At 51.8% G+C, this 25,324-nt stretch carries 23 protein-coding genes and 1 pseudogene; 14 read left to right on the top strand and 10 right to left on the bottom strand.

Going from position 1 to position 25,324, the window contains the following annotated elements:
* Window positions 1-156: 156 nt before the first annotated feature.
* On the bottom strand, window positions 157-1,083 hold the full coding sequence (tal, locus tag AC07XF_RS13065) for a transaldolase (protein WP_495026807.1): 927 nt from the start codon (window positions 1,081-1,083) through the stop codon (window positions 157-159).
* Window positions 1,084-1,535: 452 nt separating this feature from the next.
* Between tal and AC07XF_RS13060 the strand changes: the two genes are divergently transcribed.
* On the top strand, window positions 1,536-1,898 hold the full coding sequence (locus AC07XF_RS13060; RefSeq protein WP_495026806.1) for a hypothetical protein: 363 nt from the start codon (window positions 1,536-1,538) through the stop codon (window positions 1,896-1,898).
* Window positions 1,899-1,986: 88 nt separating this feature from the next.
* Window positions 1,987-2,616, top strand: a complete 630-nt coding sequence (locus AC07XF_RS13055; RefSeq protein WP_495026805.1) for a hypothetical protein — start codon at window positions 1,987-1,989, stop codon at window positions 2,614-2,616.
* 37 nt (window positions 2,617-2,653) lie between these two features.
* On the opposite strand, the gene AC07XF_RS13050 is transcribed toward AC07XF_RS13055, so the two are convergent.
* From AC07XF_RS13050 to AC07XF_RS13020, 7 genes are all read right to left on the bottom strand, one after another.
* Window positions 2,654-3,115, bottom strand: a complete 462-nt coding sequence (locus tag AC07XF_RS13050; protein ID WP_495026804.1) for a mannose-1-phosphate guanylyltransferase — start codon at window positions 3,113-3,115, stop codon at window positions 2,654-2,656.
* Between the two features lie 69 nt (window positions 3,116-3,184).
* Window positions 3,185-4,018: a UTP--glucose-1-phosphate uridylyltransferase GalU gene (galU, locus tag AC07XF_RS13045; RefSeq protein ID WP_495026803.1), complete on the bottom strand. Its 834-nt coding sequence runs from the start codon at window positions 4,016-4,018 to the stop codon at window positions 3,185-3,187.
* A 110-nt stretch (window positions 4,019-4,128) separates the two neighbouring features.
* Window positions 4,129-6,207 (bottom strand): YjbH domain-containing protein, encoded by a 2,079-nt coding sequence (locus tag AC07XF_RS13040; protein ID WP_495026802.1) that lies wholly within the window; start codon window positions 6,205-6,207, stop codon window positions 4,129-4,131.
* On the bottom strand, window positions 6,204-6,971 hold the full coding sequence (locus tag AC07XF_RS13035) for a capsule biosynthesis GfcC family protein (protein WP_495026801.1): 768 nt from the start codon (window positions 6,969-6,971) through the stop codon (window positions 6,204-6,206). Before AC07XF_RS13035 ends, AC07XF_RS13040 begins: the two co-directional genes overlap by 4 nt.
* Complete coding sequence (locus AC07XF_RS13030) at window positions 6,968-7,627, bottom strand: YjbF family lipoprotein (protein ID WP_495026800.1); 660 nt, start codon at window positions 7,625-7,627, stop codon at window positions 6,968-6,970. The genes AC07XF_RS13035 and AC07XF_RS13030 overlap by 4 nt, the downstream gene beginning before the upstream one ends.
* 13 nt (window positions 7,628-7,640) lie before the next feature.
* Entirely contained in the window at window positions 7,641-8,753 is a 1,113-nt protein-coding gene (locus tag AC07XF_RS13025; protein WP_495026799.1) for a polysaccharide biosynthesis/export family protein, read from the bottom strand.
* A gap of 88 nt (window positions 8,754-8,841) precedes the next feature.
* Window positions 8,842-9,123: a hypothetical protein gene (locus AC07XF_RS13020; protein WP_495026798.1), complete on the bottom strand. Its 282-nt coding sequence runs from the start codon at window positions 9,121-9,123 to the stop codon at window positions 8,842-8,844.
* Between the two features lie 567 nt (window positions 9,124-9,690).
* On the opposite strand from AC07XF_RS13020, the gene AC07XF_RS13015 reads away from it, so the two are divergent.
* From AC07XF_RS13015 to AC07XF_RS12965, 11 genes and pseudogenes are all read left to right on the top strand, one after another.
* Window positions 9,691-11,004 carry an MATE family efflux transporter gene (locus AC07XF_RS13015; RefSeq protein WP_495026797.1) on the top strand — a complete coding sequence of 438 codons (1,314 nt, stop codon included), beginning with the start codon at window positions 9,691-9,693 and terminating at the stop codon, window positions 11,002-11,004.
* A gap of 57 nt (window positions 11,005-11,061) precedes the next feature.
* Window positions 11,062-12,294: a capsular polysaccharide export protein, LipB/KpsS family gene (locus tag AC07XF_RS13010; protein ID WP_495026796.1), complete on the top strand. Its 1,233-nt coding sequence runs from the start codon at window positions 11,062-11,064 to the stop codon at window positions 12,292-12,294.
* Window positions 12,291-13,304 (top strand): hypothetical protein, encoded by a 1,014-nt coding sequence (locus tag AC07XF_RS13005; RefSeq protein WP_495026795.1) that lies wholly within the window; start codon window positions 12,291-12,293, stop codon window positions 13,302-13,304. Before AC07XF_RS13010 ends, AC07XF_RS13005 begins: the two co-directional genes overlap by 4 nt.
* 3 nt (window positions 13,305-13,307) lie before the next feature.
* Window positions 13,308-14,354: an acyltransferase family protein gene (locus tag AC07XF_RS13000; protein ID WP_495026794.1), complete on the top strand. Its 1,047-nt coding sequence runs from the start codon at window positions 13,308-13,310 to the stop codon at window positions 14,352-14,354.
* A gap of 140 nt (window positions 14,355-14,494) precedes the next feature.
* Window positions 14,495-15,535 carry a glycosyltransferase gene (locus AC07XF_RS12995; RefSeq protein ID WP_495026793.1) on the top strand — a complete coding sequence of 347 codons (1,041 nt, stop codon included), beginning with the start codon at window positions 14,495-14,497 and terminating at the stop codon, window positions 15,533-15,535.
* A gap of 62 nt (window positions 15,536-15,597) precedes the next feature.
* Window positions 15,598-16,437: a 3-deoxy-8-phosphooctulonate synthase gene (gene kdsA / locus AC07XF_RS12990; RefSeq protein WP_495026792.1), complete on the top strand. Its 840-nt coding sequence runs from the start codon at window positions 15,598-15,600 to the stop codon at window positions 16,435-16,437.
* Window positions 16,437-16,985, top strand: a complete 549-nt coding sequence (locus tag AC07XF_RS12985; protein ID WP_495026791.1) for a KdsC family phosphatase — start codon at window positions 16,437-16,439, stop codon at window positions 16,983-16,985. Before kdsA ends, AC07XF_RS12985 begins: the two co-directional genes overlap by 1 nt.
* The gene (kdsB, locus tag AC07XF_RS12980; RefSeq protein ID WP_495026790.1) at window positions 16,972-17,748 is read left to right on the top strand and encodes a 3-deoxy-manno-octulosonate cytidylyltransferase; all 777 of its coding nucleotides are present in this window, start codon (window positions 16,972-16,974) and stop codon (window positions 17,746-17,748) included. Before AC07XF_RS12985 ends, kdsB begins: the two co-directional genes overlap by 14 nt.
* 5 nt (window positions 17,749-17,753) lie before the next feature.
* On the top strand, window positions 17,754-18,680 hold the full coding sequence (locus AC07XF_RS12975; protein ID WP_495026822.1) for a KpsF/GutQ family sugar-phosphate isomerase: 927 nt from the start codon (window positions 17,754-17,756) through the stop codon (window positions 18,678-18,680).
* A gap of 68 nt (window positions 18,681-18,748) precedes the next feature.
* Window positions 18,749-19,765: a UDP-glucose 4-epimerase GalE gene (gene galE / locus AC07XF_RS12970; protein ID WP_495026789.1), complete on the top strand. Its 1,017-nt coding sequence runs from the start codon at window positions 18,749-18,751 to the stop codon at window positions 19,763-19,765.
* Between the two features lie 70 nt (window positions 19,766-19,835).
* Window positions 19,836-20,883 (top strand): annotated as a pseudogene (locus AC07XF_RS12965) (IS30 family transposase).
* A gap of 97 nt (window positions 20,884-20,980) precedes the next feature.
* Here AC07XF_RS12965 and AC07XF_RS12960 read toward each other — a convergent pair.
* Window positions 20,981-23,209 carry a polysaccharide biosynthesis tyrosine autokinase gene (locus AC07XF_RS12960; protein WP_495026788.1) on the bottom strand — a complete coding sequence of 743 codons (2,229 nt, stop codon included), beginning with the start codon at window positions 23,207-23,209 and terminating at the stop codon, window positions 20,981-20,983.
* Between the two features lie 37 nt (window positions 23,210-23,246).
* The gene (locus AC07XF_RS12955; RefSeq protein WP_495026787.1) at window positions 23,247-23,687 is read right to left on the bottom strand and encodes a low molecular weight protein-tyrosine-phosphatase; all 441 of its coding nucleotides are present in this window, start codon (window positions 23,685-23,687) and stop codon (window positions 23,247-23,249) included.
* A gap of 640 nt (window positions 23,688-24,327) precedes the next feature.
* On the opposite strand from AC07XF_RS12955, the gene rfaH reads away from it, so the two are divergent.
* Window positions 24,328-24,858, top strand: coding sequence for a transcription/translation regulatory transformer protein RfaH (gene rfaH / locus AC07XF_RS12950; RefSeq protein WP_495026821.1), 531 nt, complete (start codon window positions 24,328-24,330; stop codon window positions 24,856-24,858).
* The last annotated feature ends 466 nt before the right edge of the window (window positions 24,859-25,324 follow it).

Below are 25,324 nucleotides of genomic sequence, written 5' to 3'. Positions count from 1 at the left end.
CCCCAAGGCTATTCACCTCATCCAAGCTTTTCGGCTGCTGCGCATCCGGACGGGAGCAAGCTCCCTCGCCACAATTGATCATTAGCCACCAATGAATTGGCAAAAAAAGGGCGAACCTGTGAGGGTTCGCCCTTTTTGCGTTACAACCAACTCAGATCACAGCTTGGCTTGCAACAACGCCTCAAGCTTCTCCTGATCCCGTGCGAACTGACGAATGCCTTCAGCCAGCTTCTCGGTCGCCATTGCATCTTCGTTGGACTGCCAACGGAATTGCGACTCGTTGAGGCTCAGGCGCGCTTCACCGGCATGGCCCGGCACCAGTTTGCGCTCCAGCTTGCCAGTATCCGCGGCCAGCTTATCGATCAGATCCGGGCTGATGGTCAGGCGGTCACAGCCGGCCAGTTGCTCGATCTGGCCCAGATTGCGGAAGCTCGCCCCCATGACCACGGTCTTGTAGTCATTGGCCTTGTAGTAGTTGTAGATGCGCGTCACCGACTGCACGCCCGGATCATCCGCGCCGGTGTAGTCGTTGCCGTTGGCTTTCTTGTACCAGTCGTAGATACGGCCCACGAACGGCGAAATCAGGAACACCCCGGCGTCGGCACACGCGGCCGCCTGAGCGAAGGAGAACAGCAGGGTCAGGTTGGTCTGGATGCCTTCCTTTTCCAGGATCTCGGCAGCACGGATGCCTTCCCAGGTGGACGCGATCTTGATCAGCACGCGGTCGCGGCCGATACCGGCCTTGTCGTACAGCTCGATCAGACGATGCGCACGCTTCAACATGGCGTCAGTGTCGAACGACAGGCGTGCATCTACTTCGGTGGAAATACGGCCCGGGATCACTTTCAGGATTTCTTGCCCCACGGCCACGCCAAAACGGTCGCTGGCCAGGCCCACATCGCCCTTGCAGTCGTTGACGCTGGCGTTCAGCAACTCGGCATAAGCCGGAATGGCCGCGGCCTTGAGCAGCAGGGAAGGGTTGGTGGTAGCGTCCACGGGTTTAACGCGAGCGATAGCTTCGAAGTCGCCGGTGTCGGCAACCACGGTCGTCATTTGTTTGAGTTGTTCCAGCTTGGAAGTCATGGGCGTGCTCTGTCCTATGGATCTGTTGACATTACCCGAGCGCTGACAGCCACTCAAGGGCGTGTGCGTGTATCAATGCCCCCTGTGGCAACAACCCGAAAACGGGTGTTTGAAAGGTGGGGCGCGGTATCGATAAATAGGATGCCAAACGAGCTCACAGGTTCAATGCAATAGACGGTTAGCGCCTTGCAACCAAATCATTCAATGCCTGACTTCTCTGTTAATACTCGCGGCACCTTAGCTTAATACCGATATTGTTGAAGTCTATAGGGCTTGATAATTGTTATAAAAAGTCAATCAGCGCTTTGCGAGTCTGTGCATTAACAGATGTTATCTAACGAAGGTGTGATCGTTAGAATACGTCCAATACATATAAAGAATAAGGAGTAATGTAATAACCGCGAAAATGTGCTTGATGGGAATAACTTCACAAAGTGAAGAGGTATATGTTTTTGGATGCGTTTGATGATTTGATGCTTGGCTACGCACTAAAAAAGTTGACCGGCGTGTTTGAAGAAGTCATGGCGGTTTCGAACAACGCCTCTTCGGATGTGGCAACGGGCGTGCTGGATATCAGAAAAACCAAAACAGCAAAAAAAATCCCCATGTGGCTGGGACGCCTGAGAGTCAACACCCCTTATCAAGTCACGCATGTATTGATCGATCAGATGCACGCCGCTCGAAAGCTCAACCAGGACCAGCGCTTCGCGGCACAAGTAGCCTTGCTGGATGCATTGGTGGAGGACGGGTTGGCGATGCACGTTGCGAGTTACACAGTCGCTGTCGTAGAGAGTCGTCTGAAGTGTTTTTACTGAGCATGCGTTGAACACCGGGGTACAAGAAAACCGCAGGAAGGACTCCTGGCCCTTCATCGCAATGGCAGGACTCTTTTGAGGAAGTAGATTGGAGTCAAAACTGTACATCGCTGAGTACGCGGGCATCACCGTCATGCTTCCAGCGGCCATAGTCGTCGCTGGTTGGTTATGGTGCATGGCATCAAGAAAACTCGCCCTCTTATGGCTAGGCGTACTGTCCGTAGCCTATTTCGTCGTGGGTATTAGTAAAGTGCTTTTCAAGGGCTGGGGAATCGGCCTGGAAAGCCTGGATATCGCGGTCATCAGCGGCCACGCGATGAATGCCTGCCTGGTATCGACCGTTGTCCTGAGTTTGCTATTGCGCCAACTGGATCATCGCCTTCGATGGCTGGCACTGGGTGCGGGGCTGCTGTCGACCTGGTGGTTCAGCGTCCAGTATGTCGGGCAGACGATTCATCCTCTGCCGGAAGCCATTGCCGGGGCGATTGTGGGGACTGCGGCTGCATGTGTGTTTCTTTTCAGGCTAGAGAAAAAGCAAATCCGCAAAATTCCGCTGCCGGCCCTGGCGCTGGGGCTTGCAGTTATCACGTTGAGTACGGGGATTCCGAAGTACACCGCTGAGGGGGTCTTGAACTCGCTAGCAGTGACTCTGTCGGGGGCGGAAAAGGCGTTTATGCAGCCTCACTGGCGCACTTCTGGTGCGTCGTCACAGTTATAGTCCCGGTTTGATGGCGGGTTTTGGCCAGAAAACGAAGCTAGAACTCACTACTGTTTTTCTCGTCAATCCGAGCCAACAGTTCTGCAGTTTTCAACTGCATCAGGGCTACATCGCCACGACTCTCAACGGTTAGCAGGATTTCCGATTCAGTCTCCGAAAGGCGGATTTTGAAACGCCATTCAGCGAACGTCATGCTTAGGCCGTCGCTCTCGTCTGCGTCCAGCGCTTTACTGGCATACAACGACCGAAGATGCGCCAGTACAGCAGTCGGATTACGGACTGCACATCCAATTTCCCCGGAGGAGGGGAAGAGCCCAATGCGTTCCACCAGCAACCTGGGTTGAGTGGCGTTAGAGGAGGGTGCTCTTTCGTATGTCCGCAACCAGGCCATCAATCCACTGTTGCCCTCGGTGAGCTTCTGCCCCAAAACCATATTGCCAGGTGCAAAAGAGTCCAGCGATGTATAGGCAGAGTCGATCGGTGATCTGGAAGCGTTCATAGTGGTCTACCTTGCAAAAGGTTTATGGCCGCTCAAAATACGCGGCACCCAAGAGCTAAAAATTACCGTTTACAGGCCTTTCTTATACAAATTCTCATAACAGAAATTGGTCGCGTCGATATAACCTTCGGCGCCGCCGCAGTCAAAGCGGTGACCTTCGAACTTGTAAGCCAATACACATCCACTTTGTGCCTGCTTCATCAATGCATCTGTGATCTGGATTTCACCGCCCTTGCCAGGCTCGGTATCGGCAATCAAATCAAAGATATCGGCCGTCAGAATGTAGCGACCAATAATGGCCAGATTGGACGGAGCATCTTCCGGTTTAGGCTTTTCAACCATACTGTTGACCCGATAAATGCCTTCACGAATCTGCTCGCCCGCGATGACGCCGTACTTGTGCGTCTGGTCGTTGGGTACTTCCTGAATAGCCACGATCGAGCAGCGGAACTGCTTATAGAGCGCGATCATCTGCGACAGCACGCCGTCGCCCCCCAGGTTCAAACACAGGTCGTCAGCCAACACCACCGCAAACGGCTCGTCACCAATCAACGGCCGGCCAGAAAGAATGGCGTGCCCAAGCCCCTTCATCTCCACCTGACGGGTGTAAGAGAAGGTGCAAGTCTCCATCAGCTCACGAGTGCCCGAGAGGAACTTCTCCTTCTCGCTGCCGCGAATCTGATGTTCCAGCTCATAGCTGATATCGAAGTGATCTTCCAAAGCCCGCTTGCCACGACCGGTAACGATCGCCATGTGCTGAAGGCCAGCGTCCCGGGCTTCCTCTACGCCGTACTGGATCAGAGGCTTATTCACAACGGGCAGCATTTCTTTGGGCATGGCCTTTGTAGCAGGCAGAAAGCGAGTGCCATAGCCAGCTGCGGGGAATAGGCATTTACGGATCATATAGGCGTCCTGTTATATATATGATAGAAATGTTAATAACAAAAAAGCGAACTTGAACTGTTGTTAGAGTTGTCTTGCTGGTAGTCGTACTCCGTTAAATAACAACGGAATCATTCAGTGATTTTCTCAAAGTTCTTATAGAACGCATCTTTGTCGCGGCTATTAGTCATGGTGTACAGCGAATATTGGCGGTTAAGACGCGCACCACCATCCCGGGTCAGCGGAGCCCAGACCAGGTTGGCACGACGCATTGTGGAAACGCTCATCAACTCGTCGAAAGGGACCGAGATATAGATACCTTTGTCGAAGCTACCCTCGCCGAACTCCTCTGTCGAAGCCGTGGTGCGGGTGACCCAACCACCGAACTTCACGCCGTTACTGAACTCATGCGACAGATCGAACGTGGCACCCCAATCGCGCGCCAGGTAGCGTCCGACACTGACCGCCGCCTGCAAATCGAACGGCAGTTCGGTATAGGTGGTGATGTGACCGGTCACGGTCTTGTAATCGCGCAGACCAAAACCCTGGTCAAAGTCACGCTGGCGTACATAGTTCAAGTCTGCACCCACGGCCCAGCGCTCGCCCATGGGGCGGTACAGCAATTCACCGCCGACCCCGGCAAACATTGACTCCAGGTAACCGCCGTACACCATGCCAAACAAGTCTTGATCCAGTTGCTTGGCATGGTTGAGCTGAAATGTCGGCATTGTTACATCAGAGGTGATGACGTACTTGCGCAAATCGGTCCGCACTCGGGGCAGGTTGCTCGGCGCGTCGTACTTGAACTTATCAAAGTTGTTCAGCAGATTGGTGCTGATGACCCCGCTCGTCCACGTGCTGCGGGTAAAGCGGTATTCTGCGTCCACATCAGCAGTCAACTGGTACAACAAACCGTCAGGACCACCAATGTTTTGCTTGTAACCCAAGCCAATACCATAGGTGAAACGCTCGAGGGCCTGGGTGTACAGCGTGTTTTCAATGTGCGGCGTGGCCCGATTCAATTCGGTGGTGCGGTGCAGGTCTGTAAGGTCTTGTTGGTTGTTCACCACGGCTCGGAAGGTTTCGCGCGGCACACTGGTTTCTTCCACCGGCATGTCGTAACGCTTGTTCACCATCGTGAACCAGTCGATGTCGTCATTCGCGCTGTTGTCCAGAATCCGGCTGGCCCGGCCCACGCCTTTGGCGGAGTAGAAATAGCGCGACTGCTCGCCATACACAATCAGCTCGGAATCGCGCTGAGCAATACGTTCGACCTTATAACCTGCGTTGTTTTCCAGTCGTTTGGAAACCCCAGCCCAGTCGACCTGATCGAGCGGCGTGGTGGGTGCGTGTGCCGGCAGCGCTTCGACAGCGGGGTCGTAGCGCTTGGTCGGCGCCTTGCGGCTGGCGAAATTGGTATGAAAGGTGATGCCGAACAACGCGGTGTTGCCGCGCTCCCAACCGGCGGTCAAATCGACTGAGTCAGTTAGCTTGAAGACCGCCCCGATGTTTATGGGCGAGTCCTGCTTCAGGCTATTGTCCAGCGGCTCGTGCTTGTAGTCGTTACCGTCGAACTCGAGTTTCAAGCTCAAGGGCGACCAGGGCGTCTGATAGGCTACGCCGCCAAACAACGCGGGCGAGCCTCGAAAATATGAGTTGGTATTGACGTCACCCGCGGTCGAGTTTACCGGGCGTGTATCAAAGCGCTCATCGAGGTACCCCAGCGGGTTCTCGAAATCCCCGCGGTTACCGATGTAGCCCCAAGCAATGCCCAGGCTGAAATCCAGATCGTAGTAACGTTTGTTTGCCACAAAGTATTCGCTGGAAAACAGGCCGGTGCCCCCGACATCCCGAAAGCCGAGTGCGACCTCGGGCAACCAGTGGCTTTCTTGCCAGAGGCGGGCTTTGACATCGACCGCCTTGTCTTTATAGCTCTGGTCGCCGCTTAATGACTCGGGCCCGTATTTACGGTTGCTGATAGCGGTATAACGAAAACTGCCTTCCAGCCAATCAAGGGGCTGTATTGAAATGCTATAGCGAGAATAAGGGTCGGTCCGGTTGGCGTTCAGGCTGAATTCGCCGGCGGGTGCCATCCGTGCGGTGGGGGTTTGCAACAAACCCACGCCACCGAAATCATTCTGGGTAAAACGCGGCTCAGCATGAGCCAGGCTGTAGGGCAACAACACTACGGCGGCGAAACGTAACTTCAAGGGGCCACCTCGGGCAGCGGTTGGGTGGCGAGAAACTGGGCAAGCTGCTCGTTCAAGTCGGGGGTGGGCAAATCCGGATCATCGTTGCGCACGGGCACCAGAATTGTGCTGCCTGCGGCGGCAAACACCCCGTCTTCGCGGTTCCAGGCGGCGTTGCCGACTCGCTTGACCTGGCCATCGGGCTGAATCAACCACAAGTAATCGGCATCTGCGCCGGTCACCGGCAGACAACTTTTGAGATATTCATGGGCTTGTTGCGAGGCGCGATAAGGCAGCGTGCAGGACTTTTCCACTGCACCCAGGACGGTGACCGTAGTCGGGCGTCGGGGGTAGATCAGCCGGTCGCCGTCATTGAGCGAATAATTGAGGGCGAACGCGACCTCCAATGCCACGGGGTCGAGCACCGCGACTTTTCGGCCGGTAACGGGTAGTCGGCTGACCTCTTCAAGCAGGCGCGCAGCCAGAGTTGCAAGGCTGCTGTTCTCTTCCAGCAAGGCGCCCCGTTGAAGCAATTTCAGATCGAACAGTACGCCGGCTTTAAGGCGGGTTTGCTGCTCCATCAATGGCTGGTGCAGCCAGGCGGCGGCCAGCCAGTAACTTTCGGCGTTCGGGCGTCCCTGGCTGACGGCGTCGAGCAAGCGTGTGCCTGGCACGAACGCGAAAGATCCGGCGTTTAGTACGTCACCCGTGACCGTGACGGCGGCCTGAGTCATCGCAGAACTTGCCAGCAACAGGCAAGCCGACAGCGTTTTCGAATATCTCACCGAGCCGTCTCCCGGTCAGGGCGCAATTGCACAATCTTCAAGAAAAGTTCCGGCGTGAGATGTTGTTCGCTTTGCAGGATCAAACCATCGTCAGGCCTGACCCAAAAACGGTTGGTGGCCTTGAATCCCAACTCGGGTATGTCGATGCGTTCGTCTATGCGCTGCAACGCATAGTCCTTGTCCAGGATGGTGACGGTTTCGATGGCCTCTCGACTGAAACGACTGTTAACCGCCAGTCCGACCCGCGGACCCTGATAGGTATCTATCCAGCGGGTACTGTTGTAACCATCGGGCAATCGCTGCAAGCCAAGCTTGAACGGCGACTCACCGTCGAAGCGCGTGCCATCGAGATTGATGCCCAGGCCGACAGTGCGCACAACCAGACCATCGCGCATCAACAACACTTGCTTGCCGGAGGCGACCCAGAACTCCAGGTCGTCCTGCTGACGAAGCTTGGCCAACACACCTTCGCTGGCGTCCGTAGTGACCTTGATCTGCGCATAGGGCACGGCCTCCACTTGCGCCGCAGTCACTTCCAGCGGCTGGACGCCCAGTGTGGAGGCTTTAAAGGTATCCAGGGACGCCTGCATCAAGGGATTACAGCCACACAGCAGTAATCCCACCGCCAGGTATGAGCTGTTACGCAAAGTTTTCAAAGCGGCTCAAACCTTATCGACTGCTGGCTTCACTGAGATTGTTTTGAGCCGCTGCTCCGGTACCCAAGATAAGAGCCGAGGGCAGCAACTGGCTGATCAAGCGGTTCCAGCGGGTCACGCCTGCAGGGCCGACGTAGACAATGTCCTGGGGTTGCAGATCGAAGCGGCTGGCGAGAGCAAACGCGGTAGGCGATTCGGCGTCCAGCTGAAAGACTTTTGCCGGCTCGGTTTCAAGGTTTTCGGCACCTCGGATGACATACAGCGCATTGCCATTGGAGGTGGTCTGGTTCAGTCCACCGACCGTTCCGACCGCATCCGCCAGATTCATCCGATTGATTTTGTACGTGAGCGCCCGAGGCTGGTTGACCTCGCCCATGACGTAGATCTTTTTCCGGTCGTTGTAGGGCAGGTACAACTGATCGCCGTCTTTCAAATAGACGTTATGCAGTACCGAGCCTTTGCTGTTAAGCGAGTCCAGGTCGAGCGGATACTCACGTCCGTCCCGGGTCAGTGTCAGGCCGGCAAGGTCAGCATTCAATGGATCGACAGTAGCAGTGCCCATGGCTTCGACGACACTGAGCGGCGAAGTGGTAATGGGTTGTTGGCCGGCTTTTAAAATAGCACCGGAAATAACGACTTTTTGACTGGCAAACCGCAACACACTCAAGTCAACCTGGGGGCTGTCGACGAATTGAGTCAGGCGCTCGGCAATAAAACCGCGTAGCTCCTCGATGGTTTTGCCTTCGGCATGAATGTTGCCGATATAGGGGTAAAACATGGTGCCGTCCGGGCGTACCAGGCGACCGTTCGCATCAATTTGCTGTTGCGCACCCGATGGTGCAGTCAACTCAGGGTGGTCCCACACGGTGATGTACAACACATCATTGGCGCCAATCCGGTAAGCCCCCGGCTTGAACGCCAACAACTCGGCGGGCACCGAGGCTTGCACTTTTGTCGCCGCGTTCTGGGCAATCAGTTTGGGCGTTATCGGAATCAACTCGATCCGACTGCTTTCCGGTGAGCCATCACGGCCGGCCTGGCTGGTATCCAGGTGTTGACCGGGTGAGAACATACAGCCTTGCAGGGTAATACCTGCAAGCACAGCGAGCGACAAACTACGAATCATGATTGAGGACACTTGTGGAGGGAACACATCAGAACGGAACCACCCGGATTGCTCCGGGTGGTAGAAGGCTATCGACCTCGCGGTGCGCTTAGCGTGTACCGGTGGTGCCAGTGGTGCCGGTAGTGCCGCCGTCATTGTTGCTTCCGCCACCACTGGATGACAGCGCAGCGGCTCCGGCTATAACCGCTGCGCCGATGCCGAGAGCAGTCCCTGTGGTCAGGCTGCCCACGAGAGGGGTGTTCAGACTCAAAGGTGCGTTTGCTGCGGGTTTTGCAGGTGTGCCTGGAGCAGAAGACGCTGCGGGAGGATCAGCGGCCAAGGCAGAGATGCTGAAAGCAAGCATTAGTGCGGAAGCAAATAATTTGGTCATAGGAAATTCCTTTTGATAGATCGTCTGTATTGGCGGCACACTTGGGCGCGTAAGTGCATGGTTACGAACTTCGTGCATTCGGTATGCTTTAAGCATCGTGATGGCGTCGAGCGCGACGTACTTGACACTCCAGCCATCTCATTGCCTGCATTCAGCGTTGCACTATCACAGGTAGAGTACTGCGCAGGGCGCCTGATGTTTTCGACGTTTTTTAACGCTACCGGTTTCTAACGTCCTCACTGCCAGCTGTGATTATTGAGGGTGTAGTGAAGGTCTGATGACTCGCCTAAGCTTTATTAGGGTTTAGAGTGGCAATTGTAAAAGGCAAGGATTGGGTGCGAATGTTAGAAAGCGTCAGAATGGCTAGCATTAATTATATTTTGTCGGCTGCGGGTTGTAGTGCTGTCTTTAGTGTTTGTGTTACTAATGTTCACGGTGTTGTCGGGCCCTTACTCTAGGTCTTTAGAATGCAGTGTAGTAGATAAGAGGGATATGGCTACTTCACTACGAATACAAATCTGAACCCGTATGACAGTTGTGCGGAATGATCATAGCCTGGTAGCGCGCATGAAAAAATTTACTCGTGGTGCATCCGCCAGAGAATCAATGCTGATAAAGTTTTTTATCGTCCTATGTGTTCGATCACTCGGGGCGCTTTCGATCTTTGGGCTTAATTTTCTTGTCGTCAGGCAACTGGTTCCTGGAGAGGCAGGTGTATTTTTATGGATGTATTCCGCGCTAATGATTGGTGTGCAGTTTGCAATTATGGGGTTTCATGATGTTTCACTAAAATACATTGCGCAGAAAAGAGGCGTTGATGACTGGGCGAGTATTAACTGCATTTCTAGAAAAATTCTTCGCTGGGTATTTTTGCTGAGTGGCATCACCTCTTTGTTGTTCTATGGTGCTGCGGATCCCATGGCACAGTGGTTTTTTCCAGGGCAAGTGGGCGCAAAATCGGTGTTTCAAGCGATGTCGCCAAGCGTGCTGTTTCTTGGCTTGGCAACGGTACTTTCTTATCAACTGCAGGCCATACATCACCCCCTGAAGTCAGTATTTGTTCTGTCTATTGGCGCTCAGCTGTTTTTCTGTATTTTGTTTCTATCGATGGGTGTTACGTCTCCAGTAGAAGCGGGTTGGGTTTATACAGGAAGTTGTCTTTTGAACCTGAGCGTTGCTGTGCTTTGGTGGTTTAGGCAGGCGCCTCGAGCGGAGTACGCGAATTTTGAAAGCCGACAGTTGTGGCAAATGGCGATGCCGATGTGGGGGATTGCAATCATGTCAGTCACTGTTAATTGGGGAGGGCAATTTCTATCAGCGCTCTGGATCCCCGCGGACCAGGTTGCCAGTTACGCTGTGGCCTTGAGAATTGCCGCGCTGATCAATTTTCTGCTGATTGCCATGAATTTCATTGTGGCTCCCAAAATCGCTCAACTGCATGCCAATCAGCAGCAAGCGGAACTGCAACATTTGGTCACTCAGACCATGAGAACGCTTTATATTATGGCCACGCCTATCGTAATTGGCGTCGTTGTATTTGCAGGTGAGTTGATGTCCGTGTTCGGTAGCCAGTTTTCGTCGGGTAAGCAGATTCTGGTGATCTTGGCATTGGGACAGTTGATTAATGTGGCGACCGGCCCCGTCGGGTACTTGCTCACTATGACAGGACATGAAACAGCAATGCGAAATATGTATGTGTTGTCTGGGGTGGCTTGTATTTCTTTGGTCTGTGTGTTGACCCCGTTGTACGGCGTTGTCGGTGCTGCATGGGCAACAGCCATCAGTATGGGGCTGCAAAATATTGGTGCAGCTTTACTGACCGCATCAAAGCTTAAAATATCCGTCTCTCCCTTTGGGAAACACAATGCAATCGTGACATGACTTAAGCATTGTGTCACAACGGTTTGTTTCTAAGCAGCTATATAGGGAGGCTTCAGGATGGGTAAGGTAAGTAGAATTCTGTGGTTTGTTTCGACGCCTGAAGATCTCAGGTTTTTGAAGGTATTTGCAGCACATGCTAATGTGGCTATTGATATCTTTCATATTAATTTTATCACCCGGACTTTGGCGGCCGGTATGCCAGGGGAGCAATTGTTGCCACGCTTTACTCATCAGATCTCTCGATTGGGGTTGGAAAGTTGCTTCAATGTTATTTCCAAGCGCTTGAGTCTCGAAGCCGCGCAGAAAGCCTACTCGGCGACCTACGAAACAGTCGAGCGGTATGTTAAACGATCTTCTGAGTCGTTGCTCTTTGTCATCCCCAGTGGTCGCTTGGTGCATCATCTCGCGGTTGCCGATCTAAATGAAAAATATTCGGCTAAGAGTTTGTATATAAACTACTCAAACTTTCCCGGTTACACGTTTTTTGACAGAAAGGGCACAGACTGCCTTTCTGCTGTTTATGAAGACCCTCTGTTGTTAGAGAAGGTCGAAGGCTTCGTCGAATCGCCAGAAATTGTTAAGTCGACGTTTGCGCATTTCAGGAGGCTTAAAGCAGAGCAGGTAAAAATTCCTCAAAGTAAATCTGGAAAGATCACTACCTTCGTCAAAGAGTTGGCGTTCTTGGGTGATACCCTGGCCCAGTACATAATGAATGTGTACGGTGATCGGCGGGTTAAGTTCAGGGCTGTACGAAAATCAAAAAAAATCGAAGCTGTTTGTCCAATAGAGCAAGTAGGTTCATTCCCCGACAAGTTTGTGTTTTTTCCGTTACAAGTTTCCACCGATCAACAAGTGCTAGTAAATTATCACGGCCATTCCATATTCAAGGCATTGGATGAAGCCATTGCCTATGCTCAGGCGAAGTCTATTCCCTTAGTGACCAGGGAGCACCCGGCGGAATCGAGGGGTGAAGAGGTGCGCGCGTACATTGAACGCCGCCGGGCAGAGGGCAGTGATATCCAGATCAGCAATCGTCCGGTTTACGAGTTGATTCGTCTCGCTGAGGAAGTAGTTACGATCAATTCAACAGTTGGGCTAGAAGCGATTCTAAATGAGAAATCAGTGCATTTTTTAGGGGAATCTCTATATGCGAAATTGACTCATGCGCAACTGGCATCGTACTTAAATAACTACCTGATCAAAGTCGACTATCACTCTGGCGGTGGGATGACTCCCTATCTGGCTGCTCAGATTTTGGCCAGGGCTGAGCATGAAAATTCTCAATCATGAAAATGCCTAGCATCAAGTTTATTTCAAAATTCAACAAGTATGGTGGCCTTGGAGTTCTTGCGTTGCTGGTGTTGAGTATTCCTCAGATCCGCAGTGCATTGTTTGGTGAAAAAGCGAAAATCCTCGATATTTTTTCTGGAGAGGTGACCGACACCGGCGTAGTCATGAATACATTGGGTCAGTTGACATTACTGATTCCCTATTATAGTCAGAAATATATTTTCTCATATTTTGATGTGGGTGAGATAAACATACTGACCATGGTGTTGATGATTCCGTTGGTTTATCAGTATTTTTCAAATGCGCGGGGGGCCAGAAGTTTTTGTATTTTAGGCTTCTTTTTTTTACCGGCACCATTGTTGTTCTTGTCTACGTTCAACAAGGAAATCTTCCTTGTCTTATGTCTGTATTTTGTATATGTGAAATCGTTTCCTGTTACTTTTAAAAAGCAAGCTGTGTTCTTTTTTTATGCGGTGAGCATGAGGCCTTATCTTGCTTGGATTCCTTTTGTGATGGGCGTTAACAAGGTTCGACAGCTATATTTACGGGTATTGACGATATTAGGTTTGGCAATGATGACGTCAACCGGACGCGATATCCTGTACACGCTGTTTAATCGACGCTTGGCAGAGAAAGGTTATGACGCTAACTCAGAAATAAAACAGTCTACCTATGTGGCAAGCTTGCCGGATATTGCGAGTGTTATTGTAGAGGTAGTGCCTCAGATATTTTTTCCTGTATTTGTTTCGCCTTCAATTAAAAGTCTTTTCTTTCAATGCTATATCTGGGGTGTTTTGCTGGTGGCATTGAAGTCGCGTAATCGTTATGGAGGCGTGCTGCTGGTTGCAATGTTTTTGTACACCATGCTGGATCCTGACTTGGGTGCATTTCTTAGACATATTTCCACATTTTTTATCCTGGTACCTCTGGCCTTGAAGTACGACCGTCAAGCGCGTCAGGTTTATCGGACCCCGTTGGTGTTACGTCCTATTTCCCTGCGAGCGGGTTGAATCATGGCATTGAATAATCAAGTCCGTACTGAAGTTGCCGGAACTGCTGCGAGATTAGATCAGATACAAGCATTGCGTGGTATAGCTGCCATTCTTGTAGTGGCATCACATATTCACTTTTTTGGCAGAGGCGCGTTTGGTGTAGATATCTTTTTTTGCATCAGCGGCTTTATTATGATGCACGTCACTCGTAAGGATGCACGGTCATTTTTAGCGAAGCGGGTGATTCGTGTAGTTCCTCTGTACTGGCTGTTGACTCTGGTTTTATTTTGTATTGTTTCGGTAAAGCCACAGTTATTTAATAGTGCTGAGGCGAGTTATGAGTTTCTGGTCAAGTCGTTGTTGTTCATCCCGTTTGACCGTAACGGCTATGTTGAGCCACTACTGGGTCCTGGATGGACTTTAAATTATGAAATGTTCTTTTATGTGCTGTTCTATATCAGCTTCAGGATTTCTCACGAAAAAAGAATGTTGATTTGCACGCTGCTTATCACGTGGTTGGTAGTGATGGGGGTTGTTTATCAGCCCACTGAGACGCTATTGAAATTTTACACAAGTCCTATGTTGTTTGAATTCTGCTTTGGTATGCTGGCCTATCATATTTACAGCCGCTTGGAACACGTTTCCTGGTCAGGTGTCGAGCGAAGCTTGGCAGGCATTGCAATCGTTATGCTGGGGGGGTGGCTGTTTTATTCTAGCATTGAGGGGCGTCAGTACTACCGTTATTTGATATGGGGTGTGCCTTCGTTGTTAGTCTTTGTACTCACTGTCCTAGCGCTGCGAGATGTTCCTATCTGGCACGGGGTGAAGAAATTGGGTGACATTAGTTATTCCCTCTATTTGACTCATATTTTTATTGTGTTGGGGTTTGATCGTCTGGTGGTCAGTTTTAACGAATTTAATGTGTTGGCGCTGGGAGTGGCGGGCGTCGCGCTGTTAACTTGCCTGGTCGTGGCTTTCTTTACCTGGCGTCTGTTTGAAGTAAAACTTGGGCACTTGCTGAGTGCTCGATTTCTGCCGAGTTACTCAAATCATAAGGTTGCCGCCTGAAGTATTTTGCGATGCGCTAATTACGTTTCGCAATAGGCAGGATCAGCTAAGGATTGAGCTCTATCGTGTTGGTAGAGATTCAGTTCACGGGTCCTTGTTGCCAATGAAAATATATTTTTATTAAAGCATGGGTACGGGTCATGATTAAGGTTTTGCATATAACAGAGTCGTTTGGCGGCGGCGTTACATCGGCGATTAACTCTTATGTCAAACACTCTCAGCAGTTCGAGCACTTTCTTTTCGCCTGTACGCGTCCCGGGGATGCGACGGGCGAGGAGAACCAAGGATATTTCAAACAGATTAAATTGGTGCCGCGCACATTTTTCATCCCGTTGCAGTTGAAGCGTTATATTGACGAAATCAAGCCAGACGCTATCCATCTGCACAGCACCTACGCCGGTGCATTATGCCGGATGATGCCGTTTATCGATGCGCGAAAGGTCATTTATACCCCGCATGGTTTCGCATTCTTGCGTGATGATCATCCTATCGCGTTGAAGTTATATTACTTTCTTGAAAGCCTGTTGGCGCGGCGTACCGCAGTAATCGCCGGGTGCGGGCGCGATGAGCAACGCATCGCAGGGAAACTTATTAAACAATCGAAAACCGTAGAGTTAATCAATGTCTGCGACGATCTGCCGGAAGTGGCGGTTAATCGTAGCGAAGATACTCGACTGGTTGTTGGCATGGTGGGCCGTATCACCGCGCAAAAAGGCTTCGCCTATTTTCAAGAATTGGCGGCGCTGTGTGGCAACACTGTTAAATTCAAGTGGATTGGTGGGGGGGATCCCTTGGCGGTTGCGAGTTTAGAAGCTTTAGATGTAGAGGTTACGGGGTGGCTGACTCGCCCGGAAGTTATCTCGCACATGAAAGGCCTTGATCTCTATTTTCATTCGGCGGCGTGGGATGGATTTCCGATTTCGGTATTGGAGGCGAGTAAGCTGGATTTGCCGATATTGCTTCGTGAAATTGGCCCATTTTTCTCGGAAGGCCTCCACACAATTGCTTCTGTTGAAGAGGCCAGGGATGAGATTCTTGCGTTCTCCGACCGAGCGCATCCGGTACATAAACGTGCAAACGAAAATACAGTGAAGGTGCAGAAGTATCACTCGACACACAGGTTGCAGTCGGTACTTTCTCAACTGTACTCATCTTTCAGAAAGCACAATACCGCTGCCTGATAAATTTTTCCCAAAAAGGGCCTGTCCGTGCCCATCGTTTAACTGTAACAAGGAGTGTGCAAGTGCAGCAGAAAGTACTTGGTTATATAGGTAATGACTTGCCGTTTACCCTGTTCGGCGGGATCAATGTCCTAGAAGACCTGGACTCGACTTTGACGGCGTGCGAGCGTTATGTCGAGGTGACCCAGGCACTCGAAATCCCGTTTGTATTCAAAGCCTCTTTTGACAAGGCCAATCGCTCTTCGATGCACTCTTACCGGGGCGTCGGCCTGGAAGAGGGATTGCGTATTCTTGAAGCGGTGAAGAAGACATTTGGCGTACAGCTGATTACTGATGTACACGAAATTGATCAGGTTTCCGCCGTCGCCGAAGTCGTTGATATTTTGCAAATCCCAGCTTTTCTCGCTAGGCAAACAGATTTGGTGGTTGCTATTGCGCGCAGTGGGAGAGCGGTAAATATAAAGAAGCCACAGTTCATGAGTCCCTCCCAAGTTGGCAATATCGTCAACAAATGCCAGGAAGCCGGCAACAATCAAGTGATCTTGTGTGAGCGCGGCAGTTCATTTGGCTATGACAATCTGGTGGTCGATATGCTCGGTTTCAGCCAAATGAAGGATGTCAGTGGCGGGAGCCCTGTTATCTTCGATGTGACGCACAGCTTGCAATGCCGGGATCCATTGGGCAAGGCTTCTGGCGGCCGGCGCCGACAGGTGCTTGAGCTCGCTCGCGCCGGCATGGCTGTCGGTTTGGCTGGGCTCTTTTTGGAGGCTCATCCCGATCCTGATAACGCACGTTGCGATGGCCCAAGTGCGTTACCGCTGGACCTTCTTGAGCCATTCCTGACTCAGATCAAAATCATCGACGATGTGGTCAAGAACCTGCCGACACTGGAGGTTCGTTAATGTCCCAAGCCTATCGAGGCCCCGTGCGCCTCGTCATGTTCGACGTGGACGGTGTGCTCACCGATGGCTCGCTGCACATGGGTGCCGACGGAGAGGTTTATAAAACGTTCAGCGCAAGAGACGGCGTAGCGTTTGCCCTATTGCGTGCCCATGGCATGTTCAGTGCAATCATCTCTGGAAAGTCCAGCAAAGCGCTCGATTACCGTGGACAAGAGTTACGTATCGATCGTGTCGTCACGGGTTGCTGTGACAAATTGAAGGCTTACAACGAACTTAAGCGTGAACTGGACCTTGAAGATGAACAGGTTGTATTTGTTGGCGACGACGTGATTGATCTTCCGGTCATGCGTCTTGTCGGCAGCAGTTACGCGCCCAATGATGCCCACCCGTTAGCGTCACAAAGTGCAACTTATGTCACGCGGGCGTTCGGTGGAAGGGGAGTTGCTCGGGAAGTAGTTGAGCATGTCCTGTTGTTGGGTGGCATTGGCCTGGAGCAGGCACATCACCCGTTGCTGGCAGCAGAGGGGGCACTTCATGTCCAGCAATGAAGCCAACCGGCTAAGGGTGGTCATTCCTGCTCGGTACGGTTCAAGTCGTCTCCCTGCCAAACCGCTGCTTGACTTGGCGGGGCTGCCGATGATCGTCCATGTATTCAATCGTGTGCAATCTGCTCTCCCCGATACGGACGTAGTGGTCGCTACGGATCATCAACGAATTGTACAAGTCCTGAATGAACACTCAATTCCTTACGTATTGACTGCGGTTGATCACCCCAGTGGTACCGATCGAATTGCCGAAGTGGCACGACTTCAGGGTTGGTCTGATGAGGACATCATTATCAATGTGCAGGGTGATGAACCGTTGGTTCCCTTGGACCTGTTGCACGCTTTTTCGGCTTTGTGCCTCACGACGGACAATTTGCAGATGGCGAGCATCGTCGCGCCAGTGACCGCGCACGAGGAAATTATCAATCCCAACATCGTCAAAGTGGTGCTTGATCAGTTCGACCGAGCGATTTTCTTTTCCCGTTCGGCCATCCCGTTTTGTCGTGAATTGCCGAAAGACGAATGGCCTCTAGGGTCCTATCACCGGCACATCGGCATCTATGCGTATCGCTGTTCCGTACTCAAGTCGTTGACTGAAGCTGAGGTTTGCGACTTGGAAGAACAGGAGAAACTGGAGCAACTCAGGGCTATCTGGCTAGGCTTCTCCATTCGTATGTTGAAGTGGCCAGCCGCCGTTCCTCACGGTGTTGATACACCTGAGGATGCTGAAAGAGTGCGCCAGATCATTACAGGAGGTTGGGAATGAACGAGATGAACTATCTGGATATCGCCAGGCAGGTGTTCGATGTAGAAGCGCAGGCTATCCGGCATATGAGCGGCAAATTGGACGGTGCTTTCAGTCAAGCTGTTCAACAGGTGCTGATCTCCAAGGGGCGCGTTGTTATCTGCGGGATGGGCAAGTCGGGGATTATAGGTAAAAAAATTGCCGCCACTCTCGCGAGTACCGGAACCCCTAGCTTTTTCATGCATCCTGGCGAGGCCTATCACGGTGATCTGGGCATGGTCACTGCAGATGACGTGTTCGTCGCTATTTCCAATTCCGGTGAGACTGATGAGGTGATCAAGCTCATTCCGTTTCTCAAATGTAACGGAAACTATCTGATTGCGTTGACGGGCAACCCCAATTCGACACTCGGTAAAGCCGCACACAGCCATCTTGACGTCGGTGTCGTGGAAGAAGCCTGTCCCTTGCAGTTGGCGCCCACATCTTCAACCACGGCGAGTCTAGCCATGGGCGATGCCTTGGCGGTGACACTGATGCGGGCTAGAGGATTCCAGCCCGAAAATTTTGCGCGTTTTCACCCGGGCGGTTCGCTGGGCAGGCGTTTGCTGCGTCGTGTAGAAGACGAAATGATCAAAGACAACCTGCCCTGGATTGATGAGCACGCCAGTGTGCTTGATGTGATTGGCGCGATGAGCCGCGACAGCCTGGGTTTGGCCATTGTTCCTCGAGGTGACGGATGGGGAGTTGTGACGGACGGTGATATACGGCGTGCGATCAACCGCTACAGCGATGGCGTATTTGCCAAGTGTGCTGCTGATTTCATGACCCCCAATGCCAGTACCGTATCCATCGGCACACAGGTTGAAGAAGCATTGTTACTGATGGATAAGCGATGCATCACTTCGCTTTTGGTGACCGATGCAGGCGAAGTCGTTGGCATTTTCAAGAAGTAATTAATCAACAATAACGCGCCTACATTCTTTGTTATTTGGTGCTTCACTCGTTAGCGATGGATTGTTCAATGAACGTACTGGTTACAGGTGGAGCCGGCTATATCGGCTCGCACGCGACAGTGGCGCTACTTGACGCTGGTGTTGATGTCGTGGTGCTGGATAATTTCAGCAATAGCTCACGTGCCTCAATGAGTGCGGTGAGATCTATCTGTGGAAAGGCGCCGGTATTGATTGAGGGCGATATACGGGACCGACAAATGCTGGATGATATTTTCCAGCGTTACTCAATTGATGCGGTATTGCATTTTGCTGGTCTCAAGGCGGTGGGAGAAAGTGTCCAGAAACCACTGGATTATTACGAGTCGAATGTATCAGGCACGATCATTTTGTGTCAGGCGATGGTAGCTGCAGGGGTTTTTCGTCTGGTGTTCAGCTCGTCGGCAACGGTCTATGGTGCGCCTGAGCAAATGCCGATCAATGAAGACTCCCCAACGGGTACACCGACCAATCCTTATGGTCAGTCGAAGTTGATTATTGAGAATATTCTTCGAGATACCAGTTCGGCTGATCCACGTTGGAGTATTGCCTTGTTGCGCTATTTTAACCCAGTGGGTGCACACGCGAGCGGGAAAATGGGCGAGGATCCATTAGGCATTCCGAACAATCTGGTGCCTTACATCAGCCAGGTGGCAGTCGGTAGTCTTGCAGAACTGTCGGTGTACGGCGATGACTACCCGACGGTCGACGGCACTGGCGTGCGTGATTACATCCATGTGGTTGATCTGGCGGAAGGGCACTTGAAGGCGCTTCAGGCAATCGAAGGGGATACAGGCTTGAAGGTCTGGAACCTGGGTACCGGCGATGGCTATAGCGTGCTTGAGATCGTCAAGGCGTTTGAACTGGCTTCAGGTCGCTCCATTCCTTACCGTATCGTGCCGCGCCGTCCTGGGGACATTGCCCGTTGTTGGGCAGACCCTTCCAAAGCGATGAGGGATCTGGGCTGGCAAGCAACGCGAGGTTTGAATGAAATGATGTCGGATACCTGGCGTTGGCAATCGATGAATCCAAAGGGCTTCGTTAAGTAAGTAGGTGGGGAGTTAGGCGGCCGCAAAAACTGAGTGCAACACCTGACTTTTTCGGTGCGGTGTTGCCCTCATGTCCTATAACGAACTCAGCGTCGAAGTACGCGTCACCATCCAGCTCAGCTAAGACCTGCGCTTTAGTGGATCGCCCGTTTGATCAACCGAGCGCCCTCGACGGTAAGCCGAGAGTTGCGTCACAACCGAAAGGTCTGTGGCCGCTATTCGGTACTTACTGCCCAGCAATACATGCAGGCTCGCCACCCCAACTATCGGCCCAAATGCAAGCTGCTGCCGGGCAGCAAATGTTTCGAATTAGTGAATCATATGCTGTGTGAGCTTTTGTCTCCCAAGCAGATCGCTGGCACGCTGGGCAGAACATGAACATAACCCACCTCAAAGAAGCCTACGTCTGGCGCGAAACGCTCTACACCGTGATCTACGCGCTGCCGTCGGTAAGCTCCACCAGAGGTAGTCCGGCCCGTAGGCCTCTCTCTGGTGGAGTGGGTAGACGCGGCCAGATTCCCGAGATGGTCAGCACTCACGTGCGCTCGCCAGAGATTGAAGACCGGCTAATACCGGGAAATTGGGAAGGCAATTTAATCAAAGGTAAAGCCAATGCATCGTCTCTAGGCACCCTGGTGAAACGTACCAGTGGTTACTTGATGCTGGTGAAATGAATGATGCGACGGCAGACCATCTGCGATGGAGGGTTTCAGTGCGGCGCTCAATCGCATGCGGTGCGTAAAAGCATGACCTACGACCAGGGCCGGGAGATGGCGCGGCACGTCGAAATTACTCAGAGGAGCACTGTGGCTATCTACTTTTGTGACCCTCACAGCCCTGGCAGCACGGTAGCAATGAGATAATCAACGGGCTGATACGCCAAGTAATTGCCCAGAGGGATTGGCTTGTCAGTACACAGCCAGGAGGAGCTCTATGCCATAGCGCTGCAACTGAATATGCGCCCACGTAAGCGTTTCGATTTCAAATGTCCAATCGAAGTGATGGGCCAAGTGATGCAAGAGGCCATGGCTATGCGGCATGATGCCCTATCTTCAATTCAATTACTGTATTGCGCTCAGCTCCTGCATCCGATCCGCCCCAGAGAGTGGCTTGAATGATCAATGACTCTGCATCTGATGTTGCAGATGCAGAGAGTGCGGTGCTTAGGATGCTGTTAGTGGGCGTACGCGACTATCGTCAGGGCTGTGGTGTAGCTTAAACACTCTCTGACTTATATTCGTAGTTGTAATAACCATAATCGGCATAGCCATATTTGGCCGAGGCGCGCTTTTCAACGCCATTGAAAATGGCGCCCTTCAAATCAATGCCATTTTGTGCAAAGCGGCGCATGGTTAATTCAATTTCACGAACAGGGTTAAGTGCAAAGCGCGTCACAATCAAGCTGGTGCCCGCCTGGCGGCCGACAATCGCCGCATCCGTCACCGCCAGCAACGGTGGAGTATCCAGAATCACCAGGTCGTACTGGGCGCTGACTTGGTCCAGAAAGGCACTGAAGTTCGCGTGCATTAGCAGTTCTGAAGGGTTGGGCGGTATTTGTCCGCGGCCGATAACGTCAAGATGTTCGAGTTCAGTTTTATTGATCGCGGTTGCCAGGTCGCAGCGCTTGACCAGTAAATCAGAAAGCCCGTTTTCAGCGGGGACTCCGAATACTTTATGCAGATACCCTTTGCGCATATCCACGTCGATAAGCAATACACGCTGACCGGTCTGAGCGATCACTGCAGCGAGGTTGGCGGAAACGAAAGTTTTACCAACTTTTGGGCTCGGGCCGGAGATCATCAGGCGATTATTGCTGGCTTCGAGCATGGCGAAGTGCAGGCTGGTGCGCAGGCTGCGCAATCCTTCTATGGCCAGGTCGGTGGGGTGACTGCTGGCCAGTATGGGGGCGACCTTGTTGGCGCGGCCTCGGCTACTACGGAGGATTTTGCTTTCTTCACTTTTTTGCAGTGTGCTGAAAGGAATCGATGCGTACACCGGCAAGCCTAGCTGTTCAATTTGATCCGGATTTTCCACGCCACGGTTAAGGGCTTTGCGAAAAAGCACCAATGCAGTAGCCAGAAAAGCCCCGAACAGGGTGGCAATGAGTACGATCAGAATCTTCTTGGGTTTAACGGGCTTGCGCAGATCCACATCGGCGGTGTCGATCAAGCGCACGTTACCCACAGTGCCGGCACGCATTACATCCAGTTCCTGTGATTTATTCAGGAGCTGGGTATAAATTTCGGTGCTGACTTTTACATCGCGGGTGAGGCTAAGAAGTTCTTGCTGTGTTGAAGGCAGGCCCTCGACTTTTTTGGCCAAGCCATCCTGCTTGGCTGTCAGCTCGCCCAATTGGCTGAGCAAGGCCCGATAGGCGGGATGCTGACGGGTAAACTTGCGATCCATTTCCGCTTGCTGCAATTTCAATTCGGAGATGCTGGTATCAAGCGCCACGATCTGATCAAGAATGGCTTTGGCTTCCAGGCTGATATCGATGGATTTACTACGAATCTGATACTTGTTCAGGGCGTTTTCGGCTTTTTCCAGGTCTTTACGGACCTGAGGCAGTTGATCTTGTAGAAACTCCAGACTTTGAGCGGCTTCGGCCGACGTCCGCTCAACATTTTGCCGCACATAGAGCTTGGCGATTTCATTGAGGATTTGAATGGCTTCATCCGGTTCCGTGCTCTCAAGAGCAAGCCCGATCATGCCGGATTCTTTACCGCGTTCTGATACATCAAGTACCTTTTGGTACTTCAAAATACTGGTCAGGCGTGGGTCACGTACAATGCTGAACGTTGTACCGGGATTCGCCTGTAACACTTCAACTTGCAGTTTAATGCCGTCTTTGTCATAGGCTTGGCCCACTTGGCCTTCGACCAGGACATTGTCGTCTTCATCCAGCAAAGTGAAGTGGCCGCTTTCACCGCTGACGAAAGTTAGTTCCTCTCCCAGAAGCTCTTGTGGGAGTTCAAGCTGAAATATTTTCAGGGTTTCGCCACCCCAGGCAAAACTGTTCATGCCAAGCCATGGCGTCGCGACCGTATTAACATCGTCTGGTTTGAACCGACGAGCAATAAAGTCGCCGATCACCGGAAAACGATTCGGCTCGACAGTGATATCGAGCGATAGATTGTCGACAACCTTGCCGATGATGGCGCGCGATTTGATTAATTCAATTTCTGTGGCTGAAGGTGACTCTTTACCCAACATGCTGTTGATATCGGAGAAGCCGAGCATGTCATTTTTTTTGGCCTCCACCTGTATCAAGGCAGTTGCCTGGTAAACAGGATTGGCCAACACCGCATAGGCCGTACCAACGGCCATGGAGGCAACAGTGATCCCGGCAATCAACCATTTATGATCGACCAGTGTCCCGAGTAGGCCCATCAAGTCGATTTCATCATCATCGTCATGTGAGGTTAATGCTGGAGTTTGCTGCATATGTGGGTTCTTTTTTAACAGGTATTCGAGGAATGGTTTAGCGTGCGAGTCGCTTTGCCCAAGCGTTTACTGCTTCTTCAATCAACGCGTATGCGTGCACAAAAGCAGGTTTGCCTTGACGGTAGGGGTCGCTGATTTCGCGGTTGTTCTGCCACTTGCCCAGCAAGAAGACCTTTCCGCGCGCTTCAGGCGCGAGCTTGAGGACGCGGTCTATGTGCTGTTGCTCCATCACCAGGATCAGATCTGATTCGCTGATAGCGGCAGGGGTCAGTTGATTGGCTTTATGCTCTTTTGGCAGATGGCCATGCTCTTCCAGTACGATCCGGGCGGTGGGCTCGATCGGGTGGTCTTGTAGCGCACCAAGACCCGCGGAGCTGACTTCTATGTCGGACCGGACCAGTGCTTCTCGCAACAAATGTTCTGCAGTAGGGCTTCGGCAAATGTTGCCAATGCAAACGATTAGAATCTTGTTAAACAAGGCAACCTCCCTGGAAATTCCACACTTGTGGTGATGGTGCAATTGGAAAGACTGAAATTCTGTTTTTCTTCAATGGCACTTTTGTGACGGCTTGCAGCTATTGGGTGTGTGCCTCTTTCCGTGAGGAGTTACCGAGCTGGATGAAACTTTTCACTGCAAAGACTCTGGTCTGCTGGAATCTGGACTTGGAGCGTGCTTGACAGTTGCTATGCTAAAAATCATAACTGGCAACCCACGGCAACATCAACCATTAAATGCCACGCACTAATGAATGCCATGTAGTAAAAAAAATATCCAGATATAAAGCCAGATATTAAATAACGCGTTAAATAACATTTCTGGATGTTATCGGACGAATTATAACGTTTTGGCTTTTTTTGTGTTGTCCAGTGTTGGGCTGTGTTAAACACATGTGAAGTGTAGTTTGATGATAAGTGTAGGCGATTGCCTTGGGTAAAGCGTCCCCGGTATTCGTTTATTGCCAATAAGTTTCGCGTGTTTTTAAAGGGCTAAGTTTTGATGATCGGCCAACTCCGTTTTTCAGGTGCGCTTCCAGCCTTGGGAGAAATCCGTCGCAAGGTCGAGGAGAAAGCCACGGAGCTACTTGACCATACTGGCGCAGAAGGGGCTGATTGTGTCCATCCATAGTGCTTCGGCTGTTCAAACGACCTTGCCTGAGAGTCTCACTGCTAGCGCATGGTATTTGGTTCAATGCAAGGCGAGCCAGGACGAGCGTGCAGAGATCAATCTGGTTAACCAGGGATATACCTGTTTTCGCCCTACGCACCGGCGCGAGCGTGATTTGCAGGGGCGTAGGCGGATTATTCGCGAATCGCTATTTCCGGGTTATCTGTTTATCCAGCTCGGCTCAGGTGAGAGCTGGGCACCTTTGCGTTCTACCCGCGGTGTATTGCGAATTGTCAGTTTTGGAGGCAAGCCGCTGCCCGTAAGTGATGGCGTGATCGCACAACTCTATAACCACGATAGCGAAGCCCCCATGGAGGCTCTGTTTGCCTGTGGAGAGAGGGTGCGTATCAATGAGGGGCCTTTTGTCGATGTGGAAGCGATCTTCCTGGCGATGGAGGGAGAGCAGCGTGTGTTGCTCCTGATGACACTGCTGCAACGTGAGCAGAGAATTAGCGTCCCCTTGGTTAATATCAGTAAGCATTGACACGGCGCGTTGGTCCCGGCCCGCCAATCAACGAGCAGATACCATTCTGGCAACAAAATTAGTTGCTCTCGTCTTCGCTCCCCCTCAGTAGGCATTAAGCTTTTTTCGCAGCACCGGGAAGGTAGCGGTCTCAGTCAGGACCGCATCTTTATGGCGTAGCTGACGTTCCGGCTCGCGAACAGATTTATGCCGTCACGTGATTGCCCGATATCCACTTTTTTGCGGTCAACTACCGCCGTTGCGCTTGCCTGATGATAAGTCCGGGCATGCCGATATTGCCCTGAATCTGCTCAGCAGGCTGTACGGTATCGAGCGGAGATTTAAAAGAAGTTGGCGATGAACATCGCCAGGAAAGTCGACAGCAGAACAACCTGTCGCTGCAGTTGCAGGCGTGGCTGGTGAAAGATCCAGCCACGAGTGACGAGGCTAACGCAGTGCGCAAATGGCTTGCGTCTCTTGGTTAGCC

The organism is Pseudomonas sp. GW821-FHT01C01, assembly GCF_059422645.1.
This window is presented reverse-complemented; position numbering and strand designations above follow the sequence as displayed.